Consider the following 19,041-nt stretch of genomic DNA (forward strand, 5'->3'; position numbering starts at 1 on the left):
TTTTCTATTTTAAAATGACATGCTTTTAGATGAATGGTTCCGTACACCTCGATCACCTGAAAGAACCGAAGATCTTCTCCTTACATAATCCCCATCCAAAAAGGTTCGGACTCCGTTTGTCATCAAGGTCAATGAAACAATCAGAAGGGTCAATAACAGGACCGGGAAGAAAATGATCCACGGGGAAATCATCAATTCATAGTATCTGCTTCCGATAAATGCCGTCCATCCGGGGATGTAGTAGCCAAGAATCGATACATGCATCATCAGGGTCAACACCGCAATCATTTGGCCGCTTGATATCAACAGGAACTTTCCTCTTACACTGGGGAGGACATGCTTTACAAGGATGTGCAGATGTCTTCCTCCAAGTACCCTTGCACCCTGGATGTATTCCTGCTGCAGGGCAAGATGAGTTTCTTTCCCAATTAATTGAGCTAAAGAGGGGATGCCGACTCCAATCAATATGTAGGTGATCAACCTCCATCTGAAGTCGAGGTTCTCCATGAACAAGTTAAAGTCCATTAATTGCATACTATATAATAATAAAAAGGCCAGGAGCGTGGTGGGAACAAAATGAAATCCTTCAACGAATACATCCATCCACCTTAATCTTCGATAGAACATTCCGTACACCAGTCCCAAAATCAAGGAAATGACCATTCTTCCCAATGTGACCACGAGAGCAAATTTCAGGGTAGGAACCGTCTCCGCAAGCGTTGCGTCGAACATATCGCCCCCGCCCGCTGAAGTACCAAAGGGGTGTTCCCATGAAGGAGGGAGCGGCTTATTGTTATAGTATTCTTCTTGGGTAATCTCCCCTTTTTCCTCTTTAAAGAAGTGACTATTCACGTAGCTTGTTCCCAATAGAAGAACGAGCAGAAAGAACCCTGCCAGAAAGCTTCCTTGTTTAAACAGCTTTTTGATCATAGAACGTCACTCCTTTCGGCAGAAATACTTGAATGAAGAAAAAGGCGATGGATAAAGGAAACGTTAACAGAATCAACGCCGCCGATATGATTTCATAACTGGGATGATTGGTGATGAATTGTAAAATGCCGTAGATGTTATACATGTACTCGAGGATGATCATGTTGGATAGAAGCAGTAGATACATATATTTCAAGTTATAAAAAAAGGAGTAGAGAACGTTCGGAAAGACATGTCGGATTAAGATGTACAGTTTTCCCATCCCTTTCGCCACTCCAAGCTCGACATAAGGCTTACCCAGTTCATTCTCGTACATCAAGAACGTATTTTTATAAAGATAGATCATGGGAATCAAGGATAGGGTGAGTATGGGCAGGAAATAAATCTTCTGTCCTGATAATGAATAAGGCTCTGTCACAAGCAGATTCGTATGTTTGAACACCCATATCGCCCCCAGCTGTAAGGAGAAAATCACGAATACATCCGGCAGTGCCTCCAGAACCGTGAGGATGTTCTTTACTGCTTCCTGCATCCGTTTAGGTAAATAAAATGTTCCGGTTGTCAGGAGAACGGCAAAAAATAGCGCGATGAAGAGTGAAACAAAAAGGAGAAGCAGCGAATACGTATAGGATTCCAGTATGTATGGGAAGATCGTCCTCTCCACATTGGTTCCCTGGGCGACATAGCTGATATCCGAAAAGTGATACAGCTCAACGACCGTCTTTTTCAATTCAATGAAGTAGTTACCCGGAAAAAATCCCAGTTCTTTTTTCGTCATTTCAAATGGTTGAGAAGCCGGTGGCGGAATGTCTTTAAAGATAAGTGCAGGTATGTGGCAAATGCTGACCACACTGACTGTAATGGCGACTAATACAACTAAAAATCGAACGAATTTGCGAACCATCCTATCCCTCCCACGAGATTGGAAAACACATCCAATTGCTATTTTCATAGTAATATAACGTTTCCTTCATGACAACCCTGATTTTTCCATTATTAAATGCGGGGGGATTTCTTGAATCAAGCAGGAAATCTTCCCACATGACTGGAAAACATAAGTGATAGGAGTAAAGGAGATGAGACCATGAACGCCCAAAACATACTAGAACAATACAAAAGCGCCATTCACGAAAGAGATGTCAAACGATTCGTCTCTATCTACCATCCCGAAGTCCATATTTATGACTGTTGGGGCCATTGGGAGAGTATTGGACTCGCAGCATGGAAGGAAAATGTGACTGAATGGTTCATCGGCCTGAAAGCAGATGGAGAAATCCTGAAAGTCGACTTTCAAGATATGGTGATGGAAGAAACGGATAATCTCGCCTTTGCCCGCTGTGCCGTCACATTCGCTGCCCACAAAGAATCAGATGGGGAAAAACTTCGCCAGATCACGAACCGCTTCACCTTTTGCTTGAAAAAGGTAAAAGATACGTGGCTGATTGTCCACGAACATTCTTCCTTGCCAATCAGTATGGAGGATGGGAAAGGGATGTTTGGATTAAGGTAGCAGCAAAACGACGATCAGACTGGGGGGACAACATGCACATCCAGCAAATTGACCATTCAAAACTTTCCCAATACGCGACCATATCGATTGCATACGAAGTGACGACCAAGCTTCACATCTCCCCCATTCACAACGGTCTTGGAGGACTTCAGTTGGTTGAAAAACCGTGTACACCCTATGTGAAGAATTATGATCTCTTACCGGATTGTCACCCACTCTGTTGGACAGGTCAGTTTGACTTAGATGAATGGGGATTGTTTGTCGCTTTAGAAAACGGTATGTACGTGGCAGGGGCTGCGGTGGCTCCGGAAATGACGGGGTTCAAGTGCGGAGCCGCCAACCTATGGGACTTGCGCGTTCAGCCAAATGCCAGAGGAAAGGGGATTGGCGGGAAAATGCTTGAAACGGTCATCCTCTGGTCCAAAGAAAGGGAATGCAACTCACTGATGGTCGAAACCCAAAACGTGAATGTCCCGGCATGTACATTCTACTCCAACAAGGGTTTTGTATTAGAAACGATCGATCAAAATGGATATGGTGACCCTTCCGTACAGGATGAAGTGAAACTACTGTGGTCCTTACCTATCCAGGACTAGTGCCATCATAATTCTCCGGCATGGGAGAGAAGGAGAATGACCGGAAGAAGGGATATTCCCACAAGTGAAAGAATGCAAATCAGCAGGATTTTCTTTAGTGGAATATCCCAAATGAAGCGTAAAGCTATCCCGAAAAACCAAACAACAAGAAAGAGACTGGCAAGTGTCCCGATTGGCTCACCGATTCGTAACTGTGATTGGATAAATGAGCCTTGGTTTACGTCAAATGTGGTGAAATTCACCAGTAACAAAAGGAACAATATCAGCCCGGTGCAGAAAGCAATATAACCTAACTGTTTCACCTATCTTATCCCCTTCCCTTAGTTCCGTTCCTGAAGCCACTTTACTATTTGTGGTACTCGCTCCCCATACTCAGAGAGTTCCCTGATCGTTTCGATGACCTGCTCCGTTCCCAATTCCTGCTCCTCTCTGTCAGAACACTCCATCCACAAGGACCTCTTCAAGTTATATTCCAGCCAATCCAATTTTCCAGAGAAGCCGTTAGCGAGTACCGCCTCCCAGTCAGCTTCCAGGACCATGCCTTTGCCAGCGTAGCCGCTGATAAACGCTTTAAATCGGGCCTCATCATATCCCGACCAGTAAAGGGCCGTTTCCACGAGATCATGCGCCGGATGGATAAACCCTGCGGACTCCCAATCAATCAGGACCGGATTCCCCTCAACCCATAACACATTCTTCGGATCCAGGTCCCGATGGCTCATCACCCTATCGGCTCCAAGCCTCTTCTCAGCATCACATGACCTTGCATCCCACTCATACAGTTTATCGATGTTCTCATGGAACACCCTTACCCACTCTTCATTCACGTCCTGACTTTTCCTTAAATACGTACGCCACTCAATCGAGGGACGGACCTCTGTTACATCCACTTCTATTCCCATCTCCTGAAAATCTGTATGATGAATATCCGCCAGAACGGTCCCCATCCTCCTACAATGATCAGCATGAAGCTCATCCGCCGGTAATCGTCTGCCTTCAACCCAATCAAACACCAGAAACCATTGATCGCCTGCATTCTGAATGGCTTTCCCACCGAACGTTTTGGCCGGAAGCGCAGCCACATTGTTTGATACGGTTCGGGCTACCCGTTCTGAACGGATGTAGTTATCGAGCGCATCCGGTCTCATCATGATTGAAGGATTCAGTGCTTTCACAGCATACTTCCCTTTCGTTGTTTCCACCGCATACATCGTATGTAAAAGGCCGCCCGAAACGGGTACGGGTTTAGTCACCCAATCACCGAGATGAAGGCTGTTGCATAATTCTTTTATTTGTTCCATCCAATTCCATTCCCTTCAAACGGTGTCATATCTTAAATCCAAACTTCCTCAACAGAAATGCCGATGAGACATAACTAGCAGGAAGCCCTGCGATCCAGTAAAAAATATTCTTTGGCATGATCCTATTAAAACAGTAAAAAAACACCGTGATCCAACAAAAGAGCATCACGATCCCAAACACCTTTTTCATTATCCCTACACAAACCCCTTCGCTACAGTGTTCTCATCAATTCGATATCCGCAAAACGTCCTTCTCCATGTTCCTGGTCACCATACACTCCATTAATCGTATCCACGCCAAGCTTCGACCAGAAACGAATTGCTCCCCAATTCTTCAATGCGACATTTGCCCGCACTTCCTGAAATCCATGCTGCTTCACGATTTCCAGCAATTCCTTCACCACTTCCTGCCCCAACCCTTGTTTATGATAATAGGGATCAATAGAAAGATAGTTGATGTAAAAGGATGCCGGAACAGGGTGGCCATGATAGGTAATAAGCAGTCCAACAAAATCACGAGATTCCTTCATCGTAATCACCTGGATCTTAAAGTGTTCTTTCCTACCCCCGGGTGGCAGATCACCTTCTTCAAAACAACGTTTAACGTACGCTTCGTCCAGGGTACCGCCGTCCCATTGATGGATGTGGCTTCCTTTTTCATAAAGAGTTTGTGCCTGATGGATTTCGGTTTCCTTGAGATCCTGTACCGTTAACTTCTGTGTTTCCCATTTACTTGGAATGTGTTTCATGATAGCTACAACTCTTTCTCGATTTTTTTACAACTTAAATGTTACCTCCAGCCCCGTCGACTTCTTCTGAAAAGGAGTCCCATACTCTTTTAAGGTCAGCGTCATCCCTGACAGGTCTTCAGGTAACCCAGGAGTCACAATAAAGTCAAAGCTCGTATGTTCCTGTGATCCCCCTCCGCCCGTGACGCGGCAATCATAGCCCTTGCCTATTTGCAAATGCCAAAAGCTGTTCCTGTGAAATCTTTCTCTCTCAAGGCTCTCATTGTACTCACGGTCGATATTCAGGTGAACCACACTCGCATTGCTATATTGCTTTATAAACGGCACCGTATATAAACAGTCTTCCTTTTCAAGAGATTGTAAGATCTTTATGTATTTTTGAAAATCCCTCGGCTCAACCTGAGGCTTGAAGGCCTCTTCATTTTCCAGCACACCAAACAAGGATCTTAAAAGATCCTCATACACATCATATTTATCTGCCCATGTTGCAATATCTTCGAGCTTTGGATATCCCGGGTTGTTATGGGATACCTCTTTTCTTTTTTGGAGCAACGCGCACAGTTCCTCATCGATTGATAAAAGTTTTTCATCATAATAATCTGTTGGCCGTTCAAACGGCATGCGTCTCAATTTCATCACTCTCCTTCGTTTAAAATAAAGCCTCGTCCTTTTCGGTTACATTCACAAACCATGGCATCCCAAGCATCCACCCCAAGGTAATCACCACGAACAAAGTCATATAGCCAAGCATGAAGGCAAGAACAAATAACCCAGGTATCAGCATCGTCGTACCCAACAAAATCCCTTTGGAACGTGAGGTGAAGTACAGCGTCTGATGACATGACGGGCACTGAATGTCGGTCCTTTTCAGAATCAGTAATCTCTTAAAAATAAAAGACCAAGGCAATTTCCCTTCACAGTGAACACAACGCGTCACGATTGTCCCCCCTCACCCGTCTTGTTGGTTCTGCTTCTCCAAGAGCTCTATGATTCTATCCAACTTCCTGTTCATTTCATCAGAGGCATGGTGATTGCTTCTACTGTTTACCAGGATCCTTCTGATGAAAAGAGTGAAGGATAGGGCTCCTACAAACAACAGGAGAAAAACCAACATCTGAAAGAGTAGATCACCTATATACATTAATGTGTCACCAACCTATCTGTATTTATCAATCAAACAACGTTTCCTTCCTTTGATCCCTCAAAAACTCAAACAGCATCTTAATCTGCGATTCTGTATTTCTCCCAACCGACAGCTCTGGTAAATGCTCTTCCTCAAAAAATCCTATCCCCTTCGTTTCGACACCGCTCTTCGCTTCCCCGCCGGTCACTCTGCATTGAATGAAGATTTTGTAATAATGGTAGGGCTGTGGAGGATGCGGATGCTTGTTCATGTCCAGTAGAGCAAGTAATTTCACAGGAGTTGCATCATATCCTGCTTCTTCCTTGATCTCTTTGACGATGTTTTCACCCGGAGACAAACCGATGTCACAAAATCCGCCCGGCAATGACCATTGATCGTCAATTTTTTCTTTGACCATCAAAATCTTATTGTCCTTGAACACGACACCACGAACATCGACTTTCGGTGTTTGATAGCCTTCTTCGTTCGTAAATAAGTCTTTAATCTTTTTCATTTCAAGACCGGTATATTCCTGCATGATTTCCGTACTGATTCCCCTCAATTCTTCATATCTCTCCCGATGGAACACGTCCTTCGAAAAGGCGAGGCCCGATTGAGAAAGAGCCTGTATCCGTTTGGCCCATTCCAGCCATTTATCACTCATTCTATTAAACTCCCTTCACATTTAGTCAATCGGTAATGATGGAACTTCTCTTGATCAATCGTCACTTGCCCTTGATTGGTGAACCCACATTTCTCAATGACTTTCAAAGATGATGCATTGTCCACGAGGGCTATGGCGTTCAGGATTTCAACATTTGTTTGAGTGAACAGATAACCGATCAATCCTAAAGAAGCTTTCGTTGCATAGCCCTTCCCTTGATGTTCACTGGAAATCGCATACATGATTTCCCGATTCGGTTCAGGGAGTTCCTCTTTTATTCCTGTACAGCACCAGCCGATCATCTCATCGGTATCCTTGAGGAAGACCCCCATCTTCAACATTCGATCTCCTACATCCCCGGTTTCGGCAACAGATTCAAGGAACGCTTTATTCGCCGGGATTTCGTAATGGGTCACCCAGTCGAGCCTTTGTTCGAATGACGATTTCCAGTCTGGTAGGTAATGGGCTATTTCTGACTGATTGGAGATTCTATGTATAGAACTGGCATCGGCAATCGAGAATTCCTGTAAATAAATACCCCCGCAATCGATCTTAAATAAGTCACGTCCATTTTTGTGATTCATCCTCATACCCTTTTTAACCAACCTATCAAGTCCCCGACCATGTCACGAGTGATTTGATGATTAACCCCTTCATACACTAGGAACTTTGCATTCTTTTTTTGTTCTTTCTTCAGATAGTGATCATAATCCCGCTGCCCCTCAATCGGCATGACCTCATCACAATCCCCATGCATAAGAAGAACCGGTGAAGGACCAATCGGACGTTCGACAGGGTCATATTCCATTAAACGTTTTCTTACAGTACCAGACATGGCCTCTCGATAGTCCCTTTCTCTAAACATCCGTTCTGATAAAACAAATGAACCCGATCCGTTAATATTGACCAGCCCACCTACCTCTTGTTCACGGGCAAATATCCCGTTCGCAATACAGCCTCCCATGGAACTGCCAATCAGGATCACATCCTCACCGATGATTCCTAACGCCTTGATAAAATCAGGAAATTCATCAATCGTCGTCATGATGGTTTCCCAGAAATACATTTGTATCGTTTTGGCCTCAAAAGGATTTGCCAACGGCTGTCTGGTATCGTGATTGACGATTTCCGGAATGATTACATGGAACCCTTCCTCCGCAATCTCCTCTGCCAGGTCCCGGTATCCTGAAGTACTTCCTCCCCAACCGTGATAGATGAGGATGACTTTTTTCGATTCGTTTTGGTTTTTCGGTTCAACAGCATAATAGTTAAAGCCATCAATGGTGTTCTTTTCCATTACTCTTTTCTTCCAATCTTCACCGACAACGTCGTCTCTTCTTTAAATTTTCCCGATTCACTCAGTTCGAACATCGCCTCTTTCACTTCATCTTCAAATAACGACACATTACTGCCAAGGAATCGTTTTGCACCGTATGAGGTCGAGTAAAGGTTCCCGAGAAGCGACTCGACAGTCCAAGTGATTTCGTATGTAGGCAGTGTATGAACTTCAAGTTTGAATTTTGATTGTGAAATGATGTCTTCGTGGCTGGTGATAGGGTGGGTATAGGTGGAATTACCGGCTTTACGCTCATCCCCATACCATTTTCCGACCACATCATTAAACCTCTTTTGCCAAGGTGTTAACGACTTATCGGGGTCGTACGTATCAATGATTGCTACGCCGCCTCCCGGAGTAACGATTTCATATAATTCATCCAATACCTCCCGCCTGTCCATCCAGTGAAAGGCTTTGGCAATCGTCACGAGATCATATCGATCGGTGTGTTGATATTCTTCCAACCTTCCATTGAACCATTTTATCTGACCGAACCTTATTTCATCATGGAGACGTTTCGCTTCTTCTATCATTTCCGGTTCAAGATCAATTCCGACGATCTCATTACACCAATCTGAAAATCGTATAGTAAGATGACCTGTCCCGCAGCCAAGATCAAGGAGGTTCTGCTCTCCATTCAATGAGAACTCTTTCACCAGGAATCTAATTAAAGCAGAAGGATAGGTCGGTCTATATTTTGAATAATAGATTGCTGAGCCCTTGAATAAATCTGTTCCGTATTGATTCAATTTCATTACCTCCAATAAACACTACTACCAATTATTTCAAATGACGAACGCGTACTCAACCTTTTTCAGAAAAAAGAAACTTATGACTCCCATCATAAGTTTCTTTTTATCAGTATGGTTTTTATCTATAAAATAAATCTCCCCCTTTCTACTACTATTGATATGCTAGATTAGTATTGTTGAAAGGGACAGGCACCTGATTATTCCCTATTTTTTTTAACATCGCCTGATTATTCCATGAAGATATCAATGACCTTGTCACACACGTCATGATGGGTGGTTCCGTCAAAGTTGAGTAAGACCACTATTCCCAAGTCAAGTTCAGGTACCATGGTCATAAGGGATCTTACCGCCATTTGCCCACCGCCATGTTCTATAACCCGAAGACCCTTATATAGGTCTGTGAACCAAGCAAGCCCGTAACTTCTTACTTCACTCCCAAACCGCCATTCTTCACTAACCAGATGAACGGGTTGCTGCATCTCTTCAATGAAGTCTGATCGTAAGATATCCGATTCTTTCGTCAGATGAAAGGCTAGATATCTCCCTAAATCATTGGCAGTCGAGTATAAATAACCAATGGGAGCAGAGAGAGAATTTTTCGGAAAAGGTGTTTCGGTTTTCTCCTCACCTAAATAATATTTGGCACTGTTTGGATCTTCTTCGACATTCTTTGAATCACTCGTAGTCCGCTTCATAGATAAAGGGGAAAGGATTTCATCTTCAATATTCGTTTCCCACTCGACTCCAGTTACCTTTTCAAACAGATCGGCAAGGGTCACATACGCATCGGTGCAATAATTCCATCCCTTCCCTGGAGGATACTCCAACTCCACCTTTTGAAACCACCTCGTTACATCTTCTCTCGTTTTCACACCACCAATCTCTTCTTCTGTAAGATTGTAGTGGTCCAATGCTTCTTGAAATTCAGTCGGTGTGTCTGAAAAGATTTCCCTTACATTCGGAGCTGTCATATTGCCAATCCCCAGGTCCGATGGGAAGCCGGCCGTGTGGGATAAAAGTTTTCGGATCGTGATCGTATCACTTTGTTGTTTATCCTTTGTTCTAAAATAAGGCAGATACTCTACAACCTTATCATCCAATGACAGGAGATTCTTTTCTACAAGTTGCATGATCGAAAGCGCCATAAAATTTTTTGAGATACTTTGTATACTCATCTTTGTATCTCCATCCATCGGTTGTTTCACAGGTTGAATCTGTGAGTAGCCAAACCCTCTGGAATAGATGATGTCAGAATTTTTTACGATTGCAACGCTTAATCCTACCCCTTCCTGATCGATAAGTAGCTGATTAATATACTGTGTGATGTGCTCTAGTTTGTCTTTTAATTGATTCATATTTTCTCCTTTATTTTTAAATAGCAATGAGAGAGGAGGGATTGCCTCTATGTTTTAACTATACCTCTCTGTTTCCTCCAAATACTTCTCGATCGCTTCCTCGAGGGGACGTATGGCCGTCTCCCAAAAGTCCGTCCCTAACTCTTCCTTTAAGAATCCAATACTTAACTCTTCCATGGATTGGTTTCCTGATGAAGTAAGCAGCTTATCGTACCGCTCCGGGAAGCCATCTTTGTCCTCCTGATAGAGCGAATAGACGCCGTTACTGAACAAATAGCCAATCGTGTACGGAAGATTGTAGAAGGCTTTTTCCGTATTAAAGAAGTGAGGGATCGACATCCAGTTGTGGGTATTCACTTCTTCCAGGGAATCGTTGAACCAGTCTCTTTCTGTTTCTTCCATTAATTGAACAATTTCTCCTGCTGAAAGCTTTCCGTTCAGGCGCTGTTTGTAAAAAGCGGCTTCGAACTCGAACTTGGCCGGGATGAATGTAGTGTATTTCAATCCGTTCGTGATCTTCATTTCTAAAAGAGAGAGTCGGTCTTCTTCTGTTTTCGCAAGGTCTATGGCCGCATCCAGGACAAGGTTCTCAGCGAATGTCGACGCCGTTTCGGCAAGACCCGTGCCTACCTTGTGGGAGAAACCGGGCTGTTCATGAAGAAGGGAATTGTGATACGCATGCCCCAACTCATGAGCAATCGTGACGACATCGTTATAGTTGCCGGTAAAGGAAAGCATCACCCGGCTTTCCTTTGCATTCGGGAACGAGGCACAAAAGGCGCCATGACGTTTATGATCTGCGGGCTCCGCATCAATCCACCCCTTTTCAAAAGCGGTTCTTGCAAATTGACCAAGCTTCTCACTAAAACGGGTGAACTGCCCTATCACAATGTCGGCTGCTTCTTCGTAGGTCAGCGTCGTCTTGGATGTGAAGGTCGGCGCGTAAACATCAAACCAACTCAGCTTGTCCACTCCAGTCAATGCAGCCTTCCGTTCTAAAAACCGGTGCAGCAAGGACGTATGGGCGTGGAGCGTATCCATCATGGTTGTGACTGAAGCTTCAGAGATACGGTTTTGCTCGTACATTTCCTTCAGTGGATTCGTCCATCCCCTCAACCGGTACAGCTCATTCCGGAAGCCGGCGAAATGGTTGAAGATGGAAGCGAACCGGTCTTCATTCTCACGGCACACTTTGGTGAGCGATACCGCGATCTCCTCACGCTTGTTCCTTTCATTAGACAACATTCCGAGAATATAGGCCTTATCAAATGAAATCCATTCCGTGCCTTCTTCATTTTTCACCGGCACGTTAAGGCGGGCATATTCCTGACCGTATTGGTCCTCCCAACCGCTGAACCCATTGACTGAAAGGGCGTTGATCACCGTTTCCATTTCTGCAGGAAGCTGATCTTTCATTTTACGTCGCTGTTCCGTCAGAAACCTTTCACTTCCTGCTACGGCTATACTTTCGATGAACGATTTCCACTCAGCTTCCGTCATTTGGGCAAGACCCTGACTATATGTGAGGAGAAGCGTATCCATCTTCGCCTTCAGCTGGCTGCTCATTGCCATCAGATCCTGTGCTTCCCCGTCCAGAACGTTTTCCGATGCGATACAGAAAATGTATTCATCCATGTGAAACACCTGTGTATAGAGGTCCTGCACACGTTTAGTCACATCCACCGCTTCATTGATGTTCATCCCATGTTCCAATAGAGATTCCATTTCCCCAACTTGAAAGAGGAGCTCCATGACCTGCTCTTTCACCGGATGATTCCCTGGCCTTACCGCGTCTAGATTCCATTGATTCGTATGTACATGATTCACGTTATCCCCTCCTATTTATCTACTATTATCGTAAATACATATGGAAAATTTTACATCGGGCGTTGGACGGAGTATTGATTGAATGTTCAATCATTTGAAGACGCTCCTTCATACGCCGTGATTTTCTCAAAGTCGCTTCCCGCGATAATTTCGGCTTCATGCATGCTGGTCCATCTTCCAATTGATACTTCAGGGTGTTTCTTCCGATAGCTCTGGACGATTTCATAGCCGATTTTGTAGTTGGCCCATTGTGGGATGTCTTTGGACGGGATGCCATTTCTTAACCCTGCATAGCGATTCGGGTCACTGGAATCTTTGAGTTCGGTTATTTCAGTTACTACCTTTTCCTTTACTTCTGGTGTCATCGGTTCCTGCCATGGGACATCTATCTTTGGAAAGATGATATTGGCAAAGGCATCAGCCTTCCCTTCCAGCACCACTCCCCCTAGAATCGTATACATCATTCCCGGGTTGCTTTCTCCTGCAATGGCATGGTTATATTCGTGGGCGACTGTATACTTCAACATGTCTTCCTCCATGGCCGAAGAAAGTTGCAGCACAATGACATCGTCGTCCAAGACAAATCCCCCGACACCTCCCATTTTTTCAGCTACAATTGTATCTTCAGGATTCAAAGGTAAAACGAGTACTTTTTTATTGTTACCAGGGAGTTCTTTAGCGGATTTAAGCAACGCTTCTTTAATAATCCGGTTCGTCGTATCTTTGTTTTTATCCAAATCCTTTACTGATTCTGCAAGTTTATCCACTTCTGAGGACGGATCAAAAATATACCTTAAGCTGATTCCCTCCATATTGGACTTCTTTTTAAACGGTTCAAATACCTTTTCAATAAACACGGTCTCATTACTTTTCCCCGTCTGTTCACGTACGGTGTCTATGTACTCCTGCATTTCATCATACATATAAATGATGTCGAATTTCTGTTCTTCTTGTGAAAAAGTGATGTGCGATTCCGGTTCTTTCTTTTTCACTGGCTCATGATTGGAACATCCCATAAACATGAAACAAAATGCTGGTATAAGTAGCGCCTTCCCTAACGTTTTCAAGTTCGCACCTCTCCATCCATTTCCATTTGTTACCTACTATACGTTTTTGATTTGGAAATAGTTTCAAATAAATGAGAATAAAAAAAGAACCACCCGATCCAACCAGGAAGTTCTCATCATCCTCACCCGCCGGTATACACACTCGCACACGTCCCTGCCGCCGGTTCATAATAACAATGATTTTTGAATTGTCCCGAAAACGGCTGATCATACCATGTTGGGGGACATGGAGCATAAGGGTTAAAGTACCAAAGGGCATATTTCGCCGGGTGCTGTGCCCAATAATCCAGATTCTGTTTGGCTAACCTTTTCTCGACAGATCTGGCCCTGTTATAAAATAAATTCCCTTTTTGGACCGCTTCAAAGGAGTAGTTCCCTCCCTGGACCTGAAAAATGACTTGACGGATGCTCCTCACCTTCTTAAAGTCCAGACAATCTGCTTTCGCCCGGTTTACGATGACATTCCCGACGTACAGCATCCCCTGCTTCCCTTCGCCTTCCGCTTCCGCTCTCATCATCCTTGCCATTAAAGCAACATCTGCATCGGTGTACTTGACTCTTGGCATTTTACTCACCTCAGAATATTTTATGAGAAATGCCGGCTTTCATGTCAGGAATTATTCCGAAAGGGAAGTTGGATAGGCTATTCGAGCTTATTTTGCCATGATTTCCTCTTCGTACTTCATGTCTTTTGACGACCTATGATCCATTTTAATCAGCTGATCATAACGAATATCCCCGTCGTTCGCTGCATAGTCAACCCTTGCCGTCGCCACTATACATCCGGCTTTCCACCTTACGTCGAGGGTCGTGGTTATATACTCATTTCTCTTGTCCTTGCATTTGTAATAAATATAGGTATAGTGTCCATCTTGAAAAACCTGAAAACCTGTCTGGTTCGTAATTTCTTTTCGTATTTTATCCGGTGCCTCTTTCAGTGAAATGTCTTCATACTCTGCTTTAAAACCTATACTCATATAGTAGAAGAAACCCAGTCCCAAGAAAAAGGTTAAAAGAATGAACCTTTTTTTCATCTACCTTTCCAACTTCCCACCCGTCATCTTCTTTAAAAACGGTCCTGCCTCTTCCGCAAGTAAAACCGTCCTTTCTGCCTCCCCATTCTTGATTCGAAAGATTTCCACTGACTTGTCCTTATGAAGGAGAACATCATACTTTTCCCCTCCCCATGTAAAGGTATAGTCCGTCACAATGTAAAGGCCGGTTGAATGCCACTTAAGTGATTCGACTATTTCCGTGAACTCCCTTAACCTTTTCTGGTCGTTCATTTCATAGACGACTTGTGCCGCATCCTCCCCATTCTTTTCAACGATGATTTCTTCGATCGGTCTGGACCCGGTCCATGCGAAAAAGCTCAAGCTGATGGTAACGATCATCACCCCCATTTTTTTGATCATGTCCTTTCCTCCCATAATTCTAATTAACATTCTTCAAGTTCTTTCAAGAAGAATTTCAACCGCTCTTGTATCTGCTCCTTCGTACCGTATCGGATCAGTATTCTCTTACTTATTACTATTTCGTTTTTTTAAATTGATTCATATACGATTCACTATCAATTTCGCTTCAGTTACTGCCCAATCATAGTGTTCGTGGAAAAGAAGCCGCTTCACATCTTCAACATCAACCCACTCCGTCACATGATCACATTGCTCCTGCACCTTTGCTTTAAGCTCGACCAGATAGAAATAGGCATCACTAAGGAGAGGCTCCCCTTTCCTTGAATGAAAATAGTTCATCGCATTTCCAATATAAGAGTCTATCGACACAAGATAACCTGTTTCCTCTATTAATTCTCTTCTCAGACAATCCACCTGGTTTTCAGATTCCTCAATCCCACCACCTGGTAGAAAATAGTGACCGGACTCATTTCGAACCGTCATGACTTTATCGTTTTCATGATGAAAGATAACGGCATAGACACCTTTTCTTCTTTGATAGTCCAAACCTTGAATTCTGTCTCCGAATATTACTTTCATCTATCCACCTTCAATTTCAAGACTCTCATATAAGGTTTCATGACAAAGATAAGATTGATAAACGCAACGACAAGTGCGATATAGCCACTTACATTCGCCAGTACGGCAAACTCATCTGTATAATAAACGGCTGAGCGATGAAAGTAATCGTTTATGTAAAAATGAAAGGCCGTAATCGTAGCATATAGAGTAAATGTGATGAGATGAAACGCATGAGCTTTCGTCACGATCGTTCCTATCAGGATGAGCACTCCAGCTACGGCAAATGATTCCTGCGTAACCATCGCTTCCTCAGGAGTAAAGCTTACCGGGATATCCGACGTGATGAGAAAGCGAAATAAGGATGCACATACCCATAAACCCGTCCCTAGCGCTAACAGGATAAAACAAATGATATTCCTAGTCAACGTTGATTTCCTCCTCTTCTGTATTCAAACTTAAGAAATTCAAGACCAGCACATAAAAGGGATATGACACCAGCACTCCGATCATGACTAAACCCGATGCGGGATTCGGTGCGTCTCCTCCATAATTCGTCGGAAAGGAGGTGGAGATCACGTAAGAAAATAAGACGAAGTATGGTAGCCAAAGAACCGCCGTCCAATAAGCCGTATTCCGTCCCTCCATCCACTTCTTGTTGAGAAAATAAAGGATGACGGTTCCCATGATCAGAACCATGCCAGACATGACCCCACTGACATTCTCGACAAAATCCATATCCCAGCCCGACAGTCTCGTCAACCTGTATGTATTCACCATCAGCTCCACAGGCACGAGAATCATCAAGGCATATATGATGCTGACCACATTAATTTTCAAAAAATGATTCATTTCACCCCATCTTACTTCCAATACCAATTATTCCAAATTCACACAATTTTCTCAACCTAAAAAAAGGAATGACCGCAGTGGATCATTCCTTCCTTTGATTAGTATAACCCTTGTTCGACATGATACTGATCAAGCATTTGCATATGTTGATCATGGACATTCCCTACTGAATAACTTGAACTGTCTCTGTTCTCCCATTTGACCTCATTGCCTTCTTTATCGAGAGGGATCCAGCCAAAGGTGGAATGAATCCCAGGGTTGAAGCTTTCCCAAATCGAGTTGCCTGGAGGTTCACTTCCATCCGATAAGGTCAATGCCTGACCCCAATCGTCGGGTATCTTCATGGCCCCATAGGACTTACCCTTTATGGATGCTTCAACCTTCATCTGGATACCGGGTACATAATGCTCCTCAGTGCCGCTGCTTGAATAGCCCCTCTCCCTGATGTAATAATACTGCAGGGTTTCTATGTCTCTGTCAGGATTCATATTCCAGGTAATATGGAAACTCGACGGATCACCCGGATCCAGCATCCATATCCGGGGTTCGCCATCGGTCCGGACATGTATGACCTTCCAGCCGGTCAGATGCCTCTCCCAATAGCTGACACCATACCCGCCGCCAGCGGTAAGGAAAGGCGCAACCCCGTGACCGGTATCAAGTTTCAGCAGATCCTGAATCTCAACGGCTTCTGCATCGGAAAGGCCGGCATTGATCTGGGCCAGAATTTCTTCCTCTTTAGGCAGGGAATCTGCTTTCTCTATATACACCCAATACAATGCAAGTAGCCCCACAATCAGGATACCCAGCGCCAGGTAACGGAAACGTCTCCCCTTCATCATTCCTCCTCCTCAAGCACCGTTTCAGGAAAGCGGTAATAGTACTGTGTCTTTCGAGTCGAGATGAGGATTCCCTTCCCGTCCTGCTCCATATAAATGTCCGGATTCAGCCCGCTTCCCCATTTCCCTGTGGTCCCCACCAGCTGATACGGAAAACGTTCAGGATTGGAAGATCGTCCTCCGACTTCCTCATACCATAGCCAACTTTCCACTTCAGCCTGTTTCACATTCGAAAGCTGCTTCTCGAGCTTCTCTTGATCCAAGGTCCGTCCCTCACCGGATGGATGAATGATGTTGATGGATGCTTCTTCAGCTCCTGTTATGTAGGTGGATAGGTTGTTTGCCGGATAGATGAGGGAATGAATCGGGATGGTGAGCAGGGTTCCTGCCAGGAAGATGAAATTGGCGAGGAATCCGATCCAGGCAAAACGGCGATAAGTATCCCAGCGGCCATCCTTGCTTCTAAGGACTCCGTACAGGATCCAGACGCCTAATGGTAGAATCGGTATTTTTATCAGTGTATGGAAAAATTCCATGTTAATGGTGAAAGCAAATAAGCCAACCAATAAGGCGAATAGGATTTTCCATACCCTTGGTTTGGTGTCCAGCCTTTTGTACCCTCTATAGGCCAAATATCCGATGACGCTCCACTGAATGATGGACATCATGAAGGATACGATATTAAATGAAACATCGATGTTGATGATAAGAGCCCCCTCCTTTTTCAACTATTTTACCATCTATACCCATATGTGGGTCATAAAAAAAAGAATGACCATCCAACGATGATCATTCCCATTACTCATTTATACGTTTTTCACAGCTTCTTCTATTCCTTTACTTCCTGAAATGAGATCGAACCCTTTATTGAATGTGTTCTCTTCCGTCAAGGAAGCGACGATGGTTCTCGCCACATCTTCACGTGGGATGGATCCCCGTTCCAGATTTTCTGCGGCTGATACTTTGCCTGTACCTTCTTCGTTCAGCAGTCCACCCGGTCGGATGATTGTATAGGTAAGTCCGCTGTCTTCCAGCGCACGGTCCGCGAAGTGCTTCGCCACATAATACGGCTTCAAGGAATCGTTCCAATTCTCACGGTGATGAGCCTGAAGGGCACTTACGATCACGAAGCGTTCAATTCCGGCCTGCTTAGCGGCCTCCATTGTTTTCACCGCTCCATCAAGATCGATGAGAAGCGTCTTGTCTGAGCCTGTGCTTCCGCCGGACCCTGCAGAGAAGACGACGGCATCGGCACCCTTCAATCCGTTTGTGATTTGATCCACCGTTCCTTCCAGATCAACAAGGGCAGCCTCCACGCCTTCCTTTTCGAAAGACTGTACCTGCTCTTCTTTCCTCACGATGGCTCTAGGCGTATGACCGTCTTCCTTCAAGAATCCGACCACTTGCTTCCCAATCTGTCCATTTGCTCCAACCACTGCTACGTTCATGCTCTCATCTCCTTATTCCGATAGTTTTGGTATGAATTTATCATCACATGAATGATTGGGTGATGACAAATCATCTGTTTGGTGTGTGCTCATATAATGTATCCGGAATGGGGGATTTTAAAACGTAGCGGATGGGCTAAAAGGTTCTCTTTAAGGGTATGTAATATCAAAGGAGGAGGTCGCATGGTAACAGCTTACTTACTGATCATCATGATCGCCTTATCTTTACTCGCTTTGCCTTCATTGCCGATGCTGGAATGGGCGATATTCACTGTGGTTTTGACCGTTTTCGTATTAGCGATGAGGTATCTGATGACAGGAAAGAGTCTGCTCATTTCCACATCTGTTGCATTCCTTCTTGCCCTGGCCACTGTCTATACTCTAAATAAGCTCATCTCAATTGAGATCCCTTACTTTTTTGTGTATTTCATGGGCATAGTGAACTTTATCTATGCAATTTCCGTGAAAAGGACTCAATAGCTTTTAAGATTAAGGGATTTGCAGGCTTTGTAATGCTCGAGTGAAGCGACGATTGCGTCGTTTTATGAATAATTGCGTCATTTCTGACATAATTGCGTCGTTTTGTAATTAATTGCGTCATTTTCACCGTAATTGCGTCATTTATTTGTTATCTGCGTCTTTAACCAATAAATTCCGATTAAGTCCATATAATTGTGTAAAAAGAAAGAGTCATTTTATTCCTTCTTGTCAACACTGTT

At 44.1% G+C, this 19,041-nt stretch carries 27 protein-coding genes; 3 read left to right on the plus strand and 24 right to left on the minus strand.

Annotated elements, in window-relative coordinates; translation table 11 throughout:
* Positions 1-9: 9 nt before the first annotated feature.
* Both SLH55_RS14185 and SLH55_RS14190 read right to left on the minus strand, forming a co-directional pair.
* The gene (locus SLH55_RS14185; protein WP_320323759.1) at positions 10-930 is read right to left on the minus strand and encodes an ABC transporter permease subunit; all 921 of its coding nucleotides are present in this window, start codon (positions 928-930) and stop codon (positions 10-12) included.
* The gene (locus SLH55_RS14190) at positions 911-1,834 is read right to left on the minus strand and encodes an ABC transporter permease subunit (RefSeq protein WP_320323760.1); all 924 of its coding nucleotides are present in this window, start codon (positions 1,832-1,834) and stop codon (positions 911-913) included. The genes SLH55_RS14185 and SLH55_RS14190 overlap by 20 nt, the downstream gene beginning before the upstream one ends.
* A 180-nt stretch (positions 1,835-2,014) precedes the next feature.
* On the opposite strand from SLH55_RS14190, the gene SLH55_RS14195 reads away from it, so the two are divergent.
* Together SLH55_RS14195 and SLH55_RS14200 are read left to right on the plus strand one after the other, a co-directional pair.
* Positions 2,015-2,440: a YybH family protein gene (locus SLH55_RS14195; protein WP_320323761.1), complete on the plus strand. Its 426-nt coding sequence runs from the start codon at positions 2,015-2,017 to the stop codon at positions 2,438-2,440.
* A gap of 32 nt (positions 2,441-2,472) precedes the next feature.
* Positions 2,473-3,036 (plus strand): GNAT family N-acetyltransferase, encoded by a 564-nt coding sequence (locus tag SLH55_RS14200; RefSeq protein WP_320323762.1) that lies wholly within the window; start codon positions 2,473-2,475, stop codon positions 3,034-3,036.
* A gap of 5 nt (positions 3,037-3,041) precedes the next feature.
* Here the strand turns inward: SLH55_RS14200 and SLH55_RS14205 are convergent, their stop codons facing one another.
* The 22 genes from SLH55_RS14205 to SLH55_RS14310 form a co-directional block, all read right to left on the minus strand.
* The gene (locus SLH55_RS14205) at positions 3,042-3,338 is read right to left on the minus strand and encodes a hypothetical protein (RefSeq protein ID WP_320323763.1); all 297 of its coding nucleotides are present in this window, start codon (positions 3,336-3,338) and stop codon (positions 3,042-3,044) included.
* 18 nt (positions 3,339-3,356) lie between these two features.
* A complete protein-coding gene (locus SLH55_RS14210) occupies positions 3,357-4,337 on the minus strand; it encodes a phosphotransferase (RefSeq protein WP_320323764.1) in 981 nt (326 codons plus the stop codon).
* A gap of 212 nt (positions 4,338-4,549) precedes the next feature.
* A complete protein-coding gene (locus SLH55_RS14215) occupies positions 4,550-5,086 on the minus strand; it encodes a GNAT family N-acetyltransferase (RefSeq protein ID WP_320323765.1) in 537 nt (178 codons plus the stop codon).
* A 27-nt stretch (positions 5,087-5,113) separates the two neighbouring features.
* A complete protein-coding gene (locus SLH55_RS14220) occupies positions 5,114-5,722 on the minus strand; it encodes a hypothetical protein (protein ID WP_320323766.1) in 609 nt (202 codons plus the stop codon).
* A gap of 13 nt (positions 5,723-5,735) precedes the next feature.
* Positions 5,736-6,023: a TIGR04104 family putative zinc finger protein gene (locus tag SLH55_RS14225; RefSeq protein WP_320323767.1), complete on the minus strand. Its 288-nt coding sequence runs from the start codon at positions 6,021-6,023 to the stop codon at positions 5,736-5,738.
* Between the two features lie 12 nt (positions 6,024-6,035).
* Entirely contained in the window at positions 6,036-6,227 is a 192-nt protein-coding gene (locus tag SLH55_RS14230) for a DUF4083 domain-containing protein (RefSeq protein WP_320323768.1), read from the minus strand.
* A 28-nt stretch (positions 6,228-6,255) separates the two neighbouring features.
* A complete protein-coding gene (locus SLH55_RS14235; RefSeq protein WP_320323769.1) occupies positions 6,256-6,873 on the minus strand; it encodes an NUDIX hydrolase in 618 nt (205 codons plus the stop codon).
* Complete coding sequence (locus SLH55_RS14240) at positions 6,870-7,457, minus strand: GNAT family N-acetyltransferase (protein WP_320323770.1); 588 nt, start codon at positions 7,455-7,457, stop codon at positions 6,870-6,872. Before SLH55_RS14240 ends, SLH55_RS14235 begins: the two co-directional genes overlap by 4 nt.
* A 2-nt stretch (positions 7,458-7,459) precedes the next feature.
* Positions 7,460-8,170, minus strand: a complete 711-nt coding sequence (locus tag SLH55_RS14245; protein WP_320323771.1) for an alpha/beta fold hydrolase — start codon at positions 8,168-8,170, stop codon at positions 7,460-7,462.
* Positions 8,170-8,958 (minus strand): class I SAM-dependent methyltransferase, encoded by a 789-nt coding sequence (locus SLH55_RS14250; RefSeq protein WP_320323772.1) that lies wholly within the window; start codon positions 8,956-8,958, stop codon positions 8,170-8,172. The genes SLH55_RS14245 and SLH55_RS14250 overlap by 1 nt, the downstream gene beginning before the upstream one ends.
* A gap of 230 nt (positions 8,959-9,188) precedes the next feature.
* Positions 9,189-10,316 (minus strand): serine hydrolase domain-containing protein, encoded by a 1,128-nt coding sequence (locus SLH55_RS14255; RefSeq protein WP_320323773.1) that lies wholly within the window; start codon positions 10,314-10,316, stop codon positions 9,189-9,191.
* 54 nt (positions 10,317-10,370) lie between these two features.
* The gene (locus SLH55_RS14260) at positions 10,371-12,143 is read right to left on the minus strand and encodes a M3 family oligoendopeptidase (RefSeq protein ID WP_219167577.1); all 1,773 of its coding nucleotides are present in this window, start codon (positions 12,141-12,143) and stop codon (positions 10,371-10,373) included.
* Between the two features lie 86 nt (positions 12,144-12,229).
* Positions 12,230-13,210 (minus strand): DUF2268 domain-containing protein, encoded by a 981-nt coding sequence (locus tag SLH55_RS14265; RefSeq protein ID WP_320323774.1) that lies wholly within the window; start codon positions 13,208-13,210, stop codon positions 12,230-12,232.
* Positions 13,211-13,332: 122 nt separating this feature from the next.
* Complete coding sequence (locus SLH55_RS14270) at positions 13,333-13,776, minus strand: cell wall hydrolase (protein ID WP_219167579.1); 444 nt, start codon at positions 13,774-13,776, stop codon at positions 13,333-13,335.
* A gap of 87 nt (positions 13,777-13,863) precedes the next feature.
* A complete protein-coding gene (locus SLH55_RS14275) occupies positions 13,864-14,244 on the minus strand; it encodes a hypothetical protein (protein ID WP_320323775.1) in 381 nt (126 codons plus the stop codon).
* Positions 14,245-14,625 carry a hypothetical protein gene (locus tag SLH55_RS14280; RefSeq protein ID WP_320323776.1) on the minus strand — a complete coding sequence of 127 codons (381 nt, stop codon included), beginning with the start codon at positions 14,623-14,625 and terminating at the stop codon, positions 14,245-14,247.
* A 138-nt stretch (positions 14,626-14,763) separates the two neighbouring features.
* A complete protein-coding gene (locus SLH55_RS14285) occupies positions 14,764-15,204 on the minus strand; it encodes an NUDIX domain-containing protein (RefSeq protein WP_219167582.1) in 441 nt (146 codons plus the stop codon).
* Positions 15,201-15,611, minus strand: a complete 411-nt coding sequence (locus tag SLH55_RS14290; protein ID WP_320323777.1) for a hypothetical protein — start codon at positions 15,609-15,611, stop codon at positions 15,201-15,203. Before SLH55_RS14290 ends, SLH55_RS14285 begins: the two co-directional genes overlap by 4 nt.
* Positions 15,604-16,035: a hypothetical protein gene (locus tag SLH55_RS14295; RefSeq protein ID WP_320323778.1), complete on the minus strand. Its 432-nt coding sequence runs from the start codon at positions 16,033-16,035 to the stop codon at positions 15,604-15,606. Before SLH55_RS14295 ends, SLH55_RS14290 begins: the two co-directional genes overlap by 8 nt.
* A gap of 98 nt (positions 16,036-16,133) precedes the next feature.
* Positions 16,134-16,874 carry a hypothetical protein gene (locus tag SLH55_RS14300; protein WP_320323779.1) on the minus strand — a complete coding sequence of 247 codons (741 nt, stop codon included), beginning with the start codon at positions 16,872-16,874 and terminating at the stop codon, positions 16,134-16,136.
* Positions 16,874-17,602 (minus strand): hypothetical protein, encoded by a 729-nt coding sequence (locus tag SLH55_RS14305; protein ID WP_320323780.1) that lies wholly within the window; start codon positions 17,600-17,602, stop codon positions 16,874-16,876. The genes SLH55_RS14300 and SLH55_RS14305 overlap by 1 nt, the downstream gene beginning before the upstream one ends.
* 78 nt (positions 17,603-17,680) lie before the next feature.
* Positions 17,681-18,322: an SDR family oxidoreductase gene (locus SLH55_RS14310; RefSeq protein WP_320323781.1), complete on the minus strand. Its 642-nt coding sequence runs from the start codon at positions 18,320-18,322 to the stop codon at positions 17,681-17,683.
* 183 nt (positions 18,323-18,505) lie between these two features.
* On the opposite strand from SLH55_RS14310, the gene SLH55_RS14315 reads away from it, so the two are divergent.
* Complete coding sequence (locus SLH55_RS14315; RefSeq protein ID WP_320323782.1) at positions 18,506-18,802, plus strand: hypothetical protein; 297 nt, start codon at positions 18,506-18,508, stop codon at positions 18,800-18,802.
* The last annotated feature ends 239 nt before the right edge of the window (positions 18,803-19,041 follow it).

This window comes from Rossellomorea sp. YZS02 (genome assembly GCF_033963925.1).
In the GTDB taxonomy this organism is placed as follows: domain Bacteria; phylum Bacillota; class Bacilli; order Bacillales; family Bacillaceae_B; genus Rossellomorea.